Here is a 12,706-nt window from a genome sequence, read left to right on the forward strand (position 1 = left end):
CTGAGTGTTTGAATTCTCGATTCAACACCCTCGCCACTCTCAGTAATCCTACACCTCTGCGTTCTCCGCGCCTCTGCGGGAGAAATAAGTTTTAAATCACGCTGGCCGGATCAACCCCAAGATTTCCTCCTTGGCGGGCCCTGGGCCAACCATGGCAAGGGAGAGCGTCCGATTCTGAAGAATCTTCTGAGCCACAGCCTGAATCTCTGCCGGGGTGACCTTCGCCAGCCTGTCATAGACCGACTCCGGAGAAACCACCTTGCCGTAGTTCAGGAGCGAAGTACCCAGGCGATAGTTTTGTGTGGCAGCGCGCTCGAGGGCCATCCGACTGGTGCCGATAGAGTAGTCGCAGGCCCGGCGGAGCTCGGCAATCGAGGGGGCTTTCCCGGCAATCCGAGCACACTCAGATAGAATGAGTTTCAGAGCTTTCACGACATTCTTGCCATCGAGTCCTAGAGCGATCTCGAAGGCCCCGCAGTCGGAGTGAGTTGAGAGGGAGCTGCCGATCGAATAGCAGAGCCCTCGACGCTCACGCAGCTCCTGGAAGAGACGTGAACTCATGTTACCGCCTAGGATCACATGTAGCAGGCTGACTGCGTAGCGCTTCGAATCGTGAGAGCCTACTCCCCGGAAAGAGAGGGCGATCTGGGTCTGCTGATTCTCGCGGGACTCAATCACAAGACGAGGAGCTGCCTGACGGGGAGGTAGGGATACGGAAGAGTGAGTGGTGCCTGTTAAATTACCTGGGAGTTTCTTCAGAAAACCGGAGGAGACCAACTTCACGAACTCCTCGTGATCGACCGCCCCAGCAGCAGTGACAATGGTGCGGCCTGCATGGTAATTACCGCGAAGGTGACTCATGAGATCCTGGCGCGAAATGACCGACAGGCTCTTTTTCGTTCCGGTGATGGGGCGGCTGAGCGAACTACCCTTCCAAGTCTCGGCGGTCAGCAGCTCCTGCACATGCTGTGCGGATTCGTCTCGGATCATCTCGATCTCCTCGACAATCACCCCCCTCTCCCTCTCCACTTCCTTCGGATCGATTCGGGAGTTGCAATACATGTCGGAGAGAACCTCCGTTACCCTCGCGAGATGATCTGCGGAAGCCGCCGCGTAGAAGCAGGTACGCTCCTCGGCGGTGTAAGCGTTCAGGTCTCCTCCGACACCCTCGACCTCCTCACTTATGCGACGAGCACTCCGTGTCTTTGTTCCCTTAAAAAGAAGATGCTCCAGGAAATGGGAGATGCCCCCGATCCGAGCAGGCTCGTGACGGGCTCCGACACCGCACCAGATCCCGACCGCCACCGTCTGGGAGGCGGGCATGGTCTGGGTCGCCACCCGGAGACCGTTCGGAAGGGTGGTGATGTTTGGTGTGATGTTCTTTCTCACAGTGATGGCTTTCTGGACCGGAGCAATGCTTCGGCAACCATAAGATCGGCCGGCCAGGTGATCTTCAGATTCGGTTCCCGATTCTCCACGAAGGGAATCCTCCATCCGGCGGCCAGCGCCACAGAGACCTCGTCAGTCGGTTTACCGTGAGGATTCTCTGCCAGGAGCTTCAGCAGCGGCGCGGCGCGGAAGACCTGAGGAGTCTGCATGGCCCAGAGCCCGGTGCGATCGACGGTCTTCACCGCGCATCCTTCCTGATCCCCTTGATGCAGGGTATCTGAGACAGGAACAGCCGCCGCGGAGGCTCCCGCTTCAGACGCTTGGGCTACCTCAAGGCAACGCGTGATCAGGGAAGGTGTGACCAGAGGACGGGCCGCATCATGGATAGCCACCAGATCAACACTCGGGGAGAGGGCTTGCAGACCTCTCTCAACGGACTCCTTGCGGTGAGAGCCTCCCGTCACCACAGCGGTCAGCTTGGAAATTCCTGCATTACTCGCGATCGCACGGAACTCCTCCTCACGCCCCTCGGGAGCAACCAGCACGATACTGCTGATCGACGGAGTCTGCTCAAAGGCCAGCAGAGTCCAGGCTAGGACCGGTCTTCCGGCAACGGAAACCGCGATCTTATCACCGCCGAAGCGGCTTCCCGAGCCACCTCCGACAACGATGGCGGCGCATTCAGAAAAAGACGTGCTACCCATGATAGCAGAAAAAATGCGATTAGGGTGGAAGCTAAGAAAGAAGTTTTTGGACCAAAGCGCTTAGGCTTTTGCCATCGGCGCGTCCTTCCGCCTTCGCCTGAGCGGCCTTCATGACCGCTCCCATCTGGGCTTTGCCAACACCATCGGGAGTTCCCAAAGAGGCTCCGACTTCGGCAATCGCTTCTGTAACAATCTTCTCCAGCTCCTCGGAGGAGAGGGCAGCAGGCAAATAGGCGGAGAGCACAGTGATCTCGGCCCTCTCACTGGCAGCGGAGTCAGGTCTTCCTCCCTTCTCAAATCCCTCCGCGGCATCCTCCCGCTGCTTGATCTGCTTGCGCAGGACAGAGACGGCCGTCTCGTCATCGATCACGGCATCGGCTCCGGACTTCTCGATAGCGGCGTACTTGAGAGCGCTCTTGACCATGCGAAGAGTCCCGAGGCGCGCGGCATCACGGGCTTTCATGGCTTCCTTGAGGTCGTGATCGATTTGTTCTGCGAGTGTCATGGGATAGGCGTGGTTGGCTTGATTGGCGTCGTGATTAGCATCTTGGATGAACCTCTGACGCTACGCGCTTGAGTTGCCCCAGTAAATGAATTCTCATAGTGGCATGTCTCAACGATCTGTCCGCACACGATTCGCACCCTCTCCCACCGGCCTTCTCCATGTAGGGGGAGCCCGCACCGCCCTCTTCAACTGGATTTACGCCCGCAAACACGCCGGCACCTTTGTCCTCCGCATCGAGGATACCGACCACACGCGCAATACCGAGGAAGCCAAGCAGGTGATCCTCGACGGACTTCACTGGCTCGGCCTCGACTGGGACGAGGGTCCGCAGAAGGGTGGCAACTATGGTCCCTATTATCAGAGCGAACGCGGGTCGATCTACGAAGAGTACCTCTCACGCCTCGAGAAAGCCGGTCATCTCTACGAGGACAACGGCGCCACACGCTTCCGTTCCCCTCGGGAGAAGGTAATTGTCGACGACGAGATCTGCGGAAAGATCGAGTTCGACCTCACGAATCCTGGCACCCATCCCGATCTGACTCTTCGCCGTCCGGACGGCTCCTGGATCTTCCATTTCGTGAGCGTCGTCGATGACATCGAGATGAAGATATCTCACGTAATCCGCGGAGAGGATCACCTCTCCAACACCCCCAAGCATGTGGAACTCTACAAGGCCCTCGGCGCGGAGCCTCCCCGGTTCGCCCACATGCCTCTCATCCTCAACCGGGACGGCAGCAAGATGAGCAAGCGAGACGAGGGTGCGGCTCTCGGCACCTATCCGGAGGCAGGATATGCGCCGGAGGCTGTCCGCAACTACCTCAGCCTGCTCGGTTGGTCCCCGAAGGAGAACCGCGAGATCATCAGTACGGAAGAGGTTGTCGCCCTCTTCGAGCTTGATCAGGTGAACCGCCGTAACGCCGCCTTCGACCTCGACAAATGTTTCTGGATCAACGGCCAGTATCTTCTTTCGATGGACCTCGCCCGCTACGCGGAACTGGCGATCCCCTTCCTCCAGAAGGCAGGCATCACCTGGCCGACCTGGGAGGCCTTGGAAAAAGTCCTGACGATTGTAAAACCCAAGGTGAAACTCCTGAAGGATCTCCCCGAATGGGTTGCTTGCTTCTTCACGGAAGAGTTTCCGTATGACGAGACAGCGGTCGCGAAGTCGTTGGCAGGAACTACTGCCGCCGAACGCCTCCAAGCGCTCTCAGAAGCCTATGCAACACTTCCAACCTGGAATGCCGTCTCACTGGAAGCCTCTCTCAAGGAGACGACATCAAAACTCGGCATCAAGACCGGCGAGATGGTTCATCCCGCACGTGTTGCCGTCAGCGGTCGCGGCATAGGCCCTGGTCTCTACGAGATGATCGAGATCCTCGGCAAGGAGCGCACACTTTCTCGCTTCGCCAAGGGGATTGAAAAAGCACAGACCGCATGAGTAATGCTCCGGAGATCTTCGCTTCCCAGGATCTCACCGGAGGTGGTGAGATCTTTAGTAAGCTCAATCCTCCGGCACGTCTTGCGGTCTTTGGGGATCCCGTAGCCCACTCGGCCTCGCCGCCGATGCACAATGCCGCACTCAGGGAGCGGCACCACCAACTTCAGTACGTGCGCATCCGCGTCACTCCGGAAGAACTGCCACAGGCGCTGCAGAATCTCACCTCAGCGGGATTCCTCGGAACCAGCCTCACTATTCCTCACAAGCAGGCGGCACTTCCTTTCATGGATCAGGTGAGCCGTGAAGCTCAACTCATGGGAGCCATCAATACCGTGGCCGTCCGTGATGGAAAGCTGCATGGGTACAACACCGATGGTCCAGGCCTCTCGGCCGCGATCCTCGAGGAATTCGGCATCCCGCTGAAGGAACGCCGCGTTCTGATCCTCGGCGGTGCGGGTGGTGCGGGAAGAGCGATCACCGTCCAATGCGCACTGGAAGGATCTCCCTCCGTCATCATTGCTAATCGAAACAAGGAAAAGGGAGATCTTCTGGCGCAAGAGATTCAGGAGCATTTGGATTTTACAATCTCCTCGATTCCGAAGACTACCGAATCGCTGGGTCTTGCTATGAAATCCGTCGATCTTATCGTCAATGCTACACCTCTCGGCATGAAGGAGGACGATCCCTCCCCTCTCCCTGAAGGCCTCATAACCAAGGATCACCTCGTCTACGACACCGTCTACAGTGGCGGCGAGACAGCCCTGCTGAAACAGGCGCGGTCAGCAGGCGCCCGTTGCGCCGCCGGCTTCTCAATGCTCCTGCACCAGGGAGCCCTTCAGAACTCCCTCTGGTTCGGAAAGCCCGCTCCTATAGATGTGATGAGAATCGCTCTTCAGGGGATCACTACCTAGCCCAGATACCTCCTTCTTCAGGGTAATTTGACATTTCCATTACCGCATTGCAGTATTGCTGCATGACCGCAATTGCCGTTTCTAAGCGTTGGACCATCACTCTTCCACCTGAGATCAGAAAGGGACTTGGGCTGGAAGGAGCTGATCATCCCATGATGCTCTTGGAACTTCGTGATGGCGGGGTCTTCATGCATCCCGCTGCTGCCATGCCGGTGCGTGACATCCCCCTTAAGCAGATGCAGTCCTGGATCGCAGCAGACGAAGCCGATGCTGAACGATTCTGGAAGAGTGCATCCAAAAAGAGGCTGCCTAAAGCCTCTAAAAAGCGCACCTCACTTAAGTAACTCAGCGAACTCGAGTGAGGCTCTTTCTCGACAGCAGCGTCCTGCTTTCCGCGGCAGGATCGGAGAAATCACTCTCCAGACTGATTGTCACTATCGCTGAGGAATCTGAATGGGAACTGGTGACGGCTTTCTACTGCCGGGATGAGACCAGTCGAAATATAGGTAAATTTCCACCCAAGGCTTCAAAAACATGGAAAGACTTGCAGGATGATCTCTCCTTCACCCCAAATGCCCTGACTAGCAATCGCCCGCTTCTCCTCTCAGCATCAAAGGATAAACCGGTTCTGATCTCAGCCTTGGCAGCCAAATGCGATGTTCTCCTGACGCTCGATACAGGCGACTTTGGGATTCTCATCGATACCAAAGTCTACGGGATGCTGGTGACCACTCCCCGATCCTTTCTCATCGCTCAGGGCTTGGGTTAATATCAAAAGCTATAGCCAGCGTAGAGCAACGACACTAGAAATCAAAAGACCGAGCCCTGTCGCAGTCTCGGGCGATTTGGGTCTTCAACTCCTCCAGCCCCGCAAACTTTTCCTCCCCCCGAAGGAATTGCACGAATTCCAGCGAGAGTTCCTCGCCGACAAGATCAGCTGAACAATCGAAGAGATGAACCTCGACGGTGGGTGTCGTGGCCGAGGTATCGACGGTCGGACGGAGGCCGATGTTGCAGACACCATTGAGTAGATCTGAACTGCGGAAGACCTTCACGGCGTAGACGCCATTCGGCGGCAACTGCATCCCGTCGACATCGAGATTCGCGGTCGGGAAACCGATCGTGGCTCCAAGACCGGCACCTCTCACCACTTGCCCCGTGAGGCGAAACGGTCGACCGAGGCACGCCTCCACCTCCGCGAAATCACCCGAAGCGATCGCCTTCCTGATCCGGGTGCTGCTGATTGGTGAATCAGCGGCCATCACCGGATCAATCTGGATGACCTCGAATGTTCGCTCCGCACCGAGTTCCTTCAAAAGATCAACATTCCCCTCACCTCCCTTACCAAAGGACCATTGAGATCCCACGCAGATTGCGTGAAGCGGGGAAGACGCCGCGAGCGACGTGATGAAGTCCCGCGCGGGAACCCCGGCCAGCTCGCGGGTGAACTCCAGCATCAGAAGAGCAGAAACTTCCATTCCTTCCAGAAGCGCGATTTTCTGCTTATTGCGAGTCAGGAGTTTCGGAGCCTTCTCGGGACGGAGTAAAGATGCCGGATGGCGGTCGAAGGTCATCACGACGGCCGTCCCTCCGCAGGCAGAGGCCTCCTCCATCGCCCGTCGGATCAGGGCCTGATGGCCGAGATGCACCCCGTCGAACGTCCCCGCCGCGAGGACAATCGGCCCCTTTAACGTGGAAAGATCTTTTATAGAGTGAAGAATATTCACAGGGATGAAGGGGGTAAAAGGGATGGGAAAAGAGTCGAGGGAATTTCACTCATGATATCTCCTTCATCCCTTTCATCCCTGTGAATCAATTTCATTTCTCTGCGCCTCTGCGCTTGCTTGCCCGGCCGTTGCTTTGCATCCGTTACGGCTGCGGGAAAATTAACTCCCTACGCTCCGCGTAGGCGGGAGACTTGCGGGAGGGTCAGGAGTTTTTCCAGGATCGCTTCGCGGGGAGCGGTCTTGAGATCGGCGGCTGGAAAGGCCATGCTCACGTCGAACCTCCCCGACTTAGTGCGGCGGAGGGAATTGAGATGGGCGCCGCATCCAAGATCGTTCCCGATATCGAAGGCATAGGTCCTGACATAGAATCCCTTGCTGCAGACCACCCGGAAATCAACCTCTGGCAATCTCATCCCGAGGATGTGATGGGCGTAGATATGAACGAATCGGGGCTCTCTTTCTACCGTCTTACCCTGACGGGCCAGCTTGTAGAGGGCGACTCCGTCTTTCTTGATCGCCGAAACCATGGGGGGGGTCTGGTAGAAATCACCATCATATTTGGCAAAGGCGGCCTCTATCTGTTCCTGGGTGAACTCGGGAACCTGACGAGTCTCCGTGATCTCCCCGTCCGCGTCCTGGGAATCCGTCATCACTCCGAACTTCATCGTCCCCTCATACTCCTTGTCCTCGCTCATGATCAGGTCCTGGATCTTGGTGCCCTTGCCGAGGGTCAGAAGCAGGAGGCCGGTGGCCATCGGATCCAGGGTGCCGCAATGGCCGATCTTTTTTGTTCCGAGCACCTTGCGGGCGATCGCCACGACATCGTGAGAGGTCATGCCAGGGGCTTTGTCAATCGGAAGCACACCATCAATCAGGGAATCAGCACACATAGAAAAAATAGTTAAGTGAGGAAAATCAGACAGTAGTTGTGGAGGAACCAAGGGCAGAATCAATGACCTTAAGAACCGTCTCCTGCACATCGGCGAACGATCCCTTGATACGTGCTCCCGAGGCCATGGGATGGCCGCCACCACCGAACTGACGGCAGAGATTGCAGGCATCAAAACTCGGATCCTTGGAGCGAAGGCTAAGCCTCACCATATTGTCCGGCATTTCCTCAAAGAAGGCGGCGGCCTTGACTCCCTCGACAGAACGAAGGTTGTCGATGATCCCCTCGTTATCCTCGGGAATAACCCCCAACTTCTCCACGTCGGCGAGAGAAAGAGCGAAGCTGGCCACCCTGTCATGACTGGTGAAACGCGCGTTCACCAAAGCATGTTTGAGGAGTTCCAGCCGGCGGCGAGGCTGATTCTCGTAAAGCGAACGCGAGAGTTCCGCCACATTCACTCCGAGCCTGATCAACTCGGCGCCGACCTCGTAGGTTTGATCACTTGTTCCTTCGTACTGGAAAGAGCCTGTATCCGTGGAAATAGCGGCAAAGAGGTTGGTCGCCATCTCGGGAGTGATCGTGATTCCTTCGCTCAGAAAGGCCTCAGCAAGGATCTGTGCGGTCGCAGGTCGTGAGGGGTCGATAAGATTCAGATCGGCATAGCCCTCATTGCTCTTGTGATGGTCGATGCAGATCCAGAGAGGAGAGCCGGCGACAGTATCCAGCACGGTGCCGAGACGGTTTTTAACCGAGGTGTCGAGAGCCAGTACAGCGTCGAAAGAGACACATTCCGCAGGAGGTGCTGTCACGAGTTCCGAGGAGGGCAAGAACGCATACTTCTCCAACATGCCATCCTCGTTCCAGATGGTGACCTCGTGTCCCTCGGAGCGAAGCCAGAGTGCTGCCGCAATCGCCGATCCATAGGCATCCGGATCAGGACGGAGATGACTGGCTACCAGAATGCGTTTCCGGCTCCGGAGAGCCTCCCTAATTTCCGGGAAAGCGACGTTTTTCATCCCTTCGAATTATCAGAACCCCCAGAATCGATCTCTTCGGTTGGCTCGTCAGGGGGGAGTGTCGCCTCGATCTCTTCCAGCAAGCTCAGAACGCGGGTCCCTCGCTCGATCGACTCGTCCAGATCGAAGTGCAGATGCGGCGTGTATTTGAGGATCACCCTGCGTGAAAGCTCATGCTGAAGGTGCTGGCGTTTTTCCGTAAGCTTCAGAATAGCCTGTTCTTTCTGCCACTTCGTACCGATGGCGCTGATGGCGACATGGGCCTGCTTGAGATCAGGCGTGACATCCACAGCCCGCACGGAAACCAGAGGAGCCTCAAACTTCATCTCACGGCCAATAATCGTCCCAAGCTCGCGCTTGAGCAGCTCGCAGACCCGTAGCATTCGTAGGCTCATGATGGGATGGGATATTCTGGTGTCCGGGCTTCTGAGCTATACAAGCCCGCTGTTCTTGAGAATCAGAGCGCCTGGGCCACCTTCTCGAGCGTATAGCACTCGATAATGTCGCCGACTTCGTACTCAGAGAAATCCCCAAGACGGATACCGCACTCGACACCCGCCCGGACTTCCTTGACGTCCTCGGTGAAGCGCCGAAGCGTTGAGAGACCGCCGTCGTAGACCGCCTGACGGCGGCGCAGAACACGGGCACGGGCAGTACGCGAGATCCGACCGTCGGTGACAATACTTCCAGCGACCATACCTCGGGAAAGGTCGAAGATCTGCTTCACCTCGGCGTGACCGATGATGGCTTCGCGAACTTCCGGATCAAGGAGTCCCGTCATCGCCTCGCGCATCTGGTCGGCAAGCTCGTAGATGATACTGAAGAGTTTGATCTGCACGCCCTCCTTGCGGGCGGCATTGTTGGAGCTGTTCTCCACCTTGACCCCGAAGCCGATGATGATGGCGTCTGAGGCACCGGCCAGCAGGACATCGCTCTCGGTAATCGGCCCGACGGCAGAGTGGATGATCTTGAGGTCAATCTTCTCCTGGGGAATGTCAGAAAGCATGCCGATGATCGCCTCGAGCGATCCCTGCATATCGGCCTTGAGAACGATCTGAAGAACCTTCTTTTGTTCCGCCTCCAGATTCGCGAAGAGATTCTCAAGAGTGGCACGTCTAGGAGCGGCAAGCTTTTCCTGGCGATGAGCGCCAAGACGCTCCTCGCTCAATTGGCGGGCAGAGCGCTCGTTCTCCATGACGACAAGCTCGTCACCGGCACTGGGCAGTCCGCTCAGTCCGAGAACCTTGGCCGGAATGGCCGGTCCGGCGCTCTTGAAGGCTTCTCCATCCTCGTTGATCAGCTGCTTCACCTTGCCCCAGTAGTTTCCGCAGATGAATGCGTCACCGACGCGCAGTGTGCCGTTATTGACAATGACAACCGCGGTGGGGCCTCGGCCTGCCTCGACCTGAGCCTCGATCACACTGGCGCGGGCCGGCTGATCGGGGTTGGCCTTGAGTTCCAGAACCTCGGCCTGAAGGGACATCATTTCAAGCAGGTTATCGATACCGTTGCCCGTTGCGGCTGAAACCTCGCAGACAACTGTGTCGCCGCCCCAATCCTCGGGCACGAGCCCCTTGTCTTGGAGCTGCTGCTTCACACGGTCGATATTGGCGGTCTTGAGATCACACTTGTTGATCGCCACCATGATGGTGACCTTTGCTGCCTGCGCATGACTGAGCGCCTCGAGAGTCTGGGGCATGAGCCCATCATCGGCGGCCACCACGAGGACAACGACGTCCGTGACATTCGCACCCCGTGCACGCATGGCTGAGAAGGCTGCGTGACCCGGAGTATCGATGAAGGTGATGGGATGGCCCTTCCATTCGATAGAATAGGCACCGATGCGCTGGGTGATGCCACCCGCCTCGCCGGAAGCTACCTTGGCACGACGGATCGCGTCGAGCAAGGAGGTCTTGCCGTGATCGACATGTCCCATGAAGGTAATGATAGGTCCGCGAGGTTTATTAGCCTCAGACTTCTCCTCAACCGGCTTGGGTGGTTCGACAACGATCTTCTCCTCCTTGTGGACGCCGCCGCCGGAGACCCTCTTTTCGCGCTCGAAGAGCAGTCCGTAAATATCGCAAAGCTTTGAGGCGATCTCCGGTTCGACAGACTGATTGATGTTTGCGAAGATCTGCATCCCCATCAGATCCTTGATGATCTTGAAGGCGGGCACCTCCATCTGAGTCGCCAGCTCCTTGATCAGGATCGGCGGCTTGATGTGGATCACCCGGCGATTGTCATCCGCGATGACAATGGCTTCATCCTCGACCTCCTCCTCGGAGGGAATATCGCTCGCGGGAATAGGTAATGGCGTCGAGGCGGCATGCTCCTCCTCGCCGATGCGGGGGAGAGCTTTCCCTTTGGAAACCACTCTTTTCTTGGGAGCCGGTTCATCGATCAGGGAAAGAGTCGGGAGATCCGCAGTCTTAATGAAAACCTTGGCTGGCTCGCTCGGCTCGGCGACAGGCACTGCAGGAGCAGTCTTCCCCCTGAAGGCTCCGCGCGCCCCTGAGACCGTGCCTGCTCTCGATGCCCGTGAAGGTGACTTCGAGCCTGCCGATTTGGAGGTTTTAGCTGGAGCTCCCTTGGAAGCGGTGGATTTGGAAGTGTTGACTTTGGAGACCATTATAAAATTTCTGACACCGGTTCCCTCAAGAAAATCGAGGGGAAGAGCGGTGTTTGCAGCACTTAAGCCGCTGCCTGCCCTTTGGCGGAGACTTGGTTCTTAGCGGCTGCAAGGATGGCTTCCGCCTTCTCCGCACCGCATTCGAGGATCCCGTCGATATCGGAGGCTTCTGCTGTGACGACCACCTCGACAGAATTCATACCACCGGCGGCCAGAGACTTGGCCTCATCCTCGGTGATCCCGAGCATCGTGGCTAGCTGCTGCGCGGCTCCACCCATCTGCTGTTCAAAAGCCTGGGCAGCGGAGCGATCCTCCTGGATGTCGATTTCCCAGCCGGTCAGGCGGGAAGTGAGACGGGCATTCTGGCCGCGCTTGCCGATGGCCAACGCAAGATCCTCTTTCTCGATGGCGATACGAAGAGTGTGGGCGGCCTCGTCAACCTCAATGCTACGGATACGGGCCGGCTTGAGAGCCTCACGGGCGAATTCCTTCGGATCCTCATACCAACGAATGATGTCCACCTTCTCGTTATTGAGCTCACGGACAATGTTCTTCACTCGGGCTCCGCGCATACCGACACAGGCACCCACCGGGTCAACCTTGTCATTGGAGCTATGAACCGCAATCTTAGTGCGGAAACCGGCTTCACGGGCAATAGAGCGGAGCTCGACCGTATGATCGGCGATCTCGCTGACCTCAATCTCGAAAAGACGACGGATGAAGTTAGGATGACTGCGGGAGAGGATGATCTCGGGGCCGCGAGCGCCGTTCTCAACGGCAACGACATAGGCACGGATCCGGTCTCCAATATTGTATTCCTCCGTGGTCACACGCTCACGCGAGGGCATGATCCCCTCGAACTTCCCGAGATCCAGAACGACATCACTGCGGTCGAATCGACGCACGGTGCCGCTGACAATCTCGCCTGCCCTGTCCTTGAACTCTTCGTAGATCATCTCCTTCTCAATCTGGCGGATGCGCTGGGCAATCGCCTGGCGGGCCGTCTGCGCGGCAATACGACCGAAGTCACGGGGAGTCACCTCAATCTCTACTGATCCACCGATCTGAGCCTCCTTGTCGACCAACTGCGCCTTAGCGAGGGTAATCTCTTCCTGAGGATTTGTAATGGTCTCAACAACGAGCGGCTTCGCAAAAGCGCGGATCGCACCACTCTTGGGGTTAATATCGACTCGCACGTCGCGTGAACAGGAGAAGCTCTTCTTTGACGCGGCAACTAGAGCCGAAGAGATCGCCTCAATGAGGACCTCGCGTTTGATACCTTTTTCACGCTCGAGATAATCGAGCATGGCAATAAATTCAGAGTTCATGGCAATAGAAGTTCCCGACGCACTGGTCTGGAAGTATTCCAAGACAGCAAGTCGGGGGTGGGTGATTATGCAGGATCTCCTCCTTAGGGTCAACTGAAAGAACTGGGAAATACTCCGCTCTGATTCTCTTTGACCTAACAGATCGCCGACTCCATCCTCCGCCACAAATT

The 12,706-nt window shown here is 57.1% G+C and carries 13 protein-coding genes; 4 read left to right on the forward strand and 9 right to left on the reverse strand.

Annotated features, from left to right (window positions below; all coding sequences use genetic code 11):
* Positions 1 to 96: 96 nt before the first annotated feature.
* Genes K8R57_04345 through K8R57_04355 form a run of 3 tightly spaced genes read right to left on the reverse strand, consistent with a single transcriptional unit; the run spans position 97 to position 2,598 of the window.
* Positions 97 to 1,389: an insulinase family protein gene (locus K8R57_04345; protein ID MCE9587527.1), complete on the reverse strand. Its 1,293-nt coding sequence runs from the start codon at positions 1,387 to 1,389 to the stop codon at positions 97 to 99.
* Positions 1,386 to 2,093 carry a 2-C-methyl-D-erythritol 4-phosphate cytidylyltransferase gene (gene ispD / locus K8R57_04350; protein MCE9587528.1) on the reverse strand — a complete coding sequence of 236 codons (708 nt, stop codon included), beginning with the start codon at positions 2,091 to 2,093 and terminating at the stop codon, positions 1,386 to 1,388. Before ispD ends, K8R57_04345 begins: the two co-directional genes overlap by 4 nt.
* Before the next feature lie 31 nt (positions 2,094 to 2,124).
* Complete coding sequence (locus K8R57_04355) at positions 2,125 to 2,598, reverse strand: GatB/YqeY domain-containing protein (protein MCE9587529.1); 474 nt, start codon at positions 2,596 to 2,598, stop codon at positions 2,125 to 2,127.
* Positions 2,599 to 2,701: 103 nt separating this feature from the next.
* On the opposite strand from K8R57_04355, the gene K8R57_04360 reads away from it, so the two are divergent.
* The 4 genes from K8R57_04360 to K8R57_04375 all read left to right on the forward strand — a co-directional run bounded on the left by K8R57_04360 (position 2,702) and on the right by K8R57_04375 (position 5,716).
* Entirely contained in the window at positions 2,702 to 4,036 is a 1,335-nt protein-coding gene (locus K8R57_04360; GenBank protein ID MCE9587530.1) for a glutamate--tRNA ligase, read from the forward strand.
* Positions 4,033 to 4,947, forward strand: a complete 915-nt coding sequence (gene aroE / locus K8R57_04365; protein MCE9587531.1) for a shikimate dehydrogenase — start codon at positions 4,033 to 4,035, stop codon at positions 4,945 to 4,947. The genes K8R57_04360 and aroE overlap by 4 nt, the downstream gene beginning before the upstream one ends.
* Before the next feature lie 62 nt (positions 4,948 to 5,009).
* Positions 5,010 to 5,291 (forward strand): AbrB/MazE/SpoVT family DNA-binding domain-containing protein, encoded by a 282-nt coding sequence (locus K8R57_04370; GenBank protein MCE9587532.1) that lies wholly within the window; start codon positions 5,010 to 5,012, stop codon positions 5,289 to 5,291.
* 14 nt (positions 5,292 to 5,305) lie between these two features.
* Positions 5,306 to 5,716, forward strand: coding sequence for a PIN domain-containing protein (locus tag K8R57_04375; GenBank protein ID MCE9587533.1), 411 nt, complete (start codon positions 5,306 to 5,308; stop codon positions 5,714 to 5,716).
* Between the two features lie 34 nt (positions 5,717 to 5,750).
* On the opposite strand, the gene K8R57_04380 is transcribed toward K8R57_04375, so the two are convergent.
* From K8R57_04380 to nusA, 6 genes are all read right to left on the reverse strand, one after another.
* A complete protein-coding gene (locus tag K8R57_04380; GenBank protein MCE9587534.1) occupies positions 5,751 to 6,674 on the reverse strand; it encodes a bifunctional riboflavin kinase/FAD synthetase in 924 nt (307 codons plus the stop codon).
* Positions 6,675 to 6,841: 167 nt separating this feature from the next.
* Positions 6,842 to 7,564: a tRNA pseudouridine(55) synthase TruB gene (gene truB / locus K8R57_04385; protein MCE9587535.1), complete on the reverse strand. Its 723-nt coding sequence runs from the start codon at positions 7,562 to 7,564 to the stop codon at positions 6,842 to 6,844.
* Between the two features lie 25 nt (positions 7,565 to 7,589).
* A complete protein-coding gene (locus K8R57_04390) occupies positions 7,590 to 8,579 on the reverse strand; it encodes a bifunctional oligoribonuclease/PAP phosphatase NrnA (GenBank protein MCE9587536.1) in 990 nt (329 codons plus the stop codon).
* Positions 8,576 to 8,974, reverse strand: coding sequence for a 30S ribosome-binding factor RbfA (gene rbfA / locus K8R57_04395; protein MCE9587537.1), 399 nt, complete (start codon positions 8,972 to 8,974; stop codon positions 8,576 to 8,578). Before rbfA ends, K8R57_04390 begins: the two co-directional genes overlap by 4 nt.
* A gap of 62 nt (positions 8,975 to 9,036) precedes the next feature.
* Positions 9,037 to 11,208, reverse strand: coding sequence for a translation initiation factor IF-2 (gene infB / locus K8R57_04400; GenBank protein ID MCE9587538.1), 2,172 nt, complete (start codon positions 11,206 to 11,208; stop codon positions 9,037 to 9,039).
* A gap of 62 nt (positions 11,209 to 11,270) precedes the next feature.
* Positions 11,271 to 12,536 (reverse strand): transcription termination factor NusA, encoded by a 1,266-nt coding sequence (nusA, locus tag K8R57_04405; protein MCE9587539.1) that lies wholly within the window; start codon positions 12,534 to 12,536, stop codon positions 11,271 to 11,273.
* Positions 12,537 to 12,706 lie beyond the last annotated feature (170 nt).

Source organism: Verrucomicrobiota bacterium (genome assembly GCA_021413925.1).
Lineage (GTDB): Bacteria > Verrucomicrobiota > Verrucomicrobiia > Chthoniobacterales > UBA6821 > UBA6821.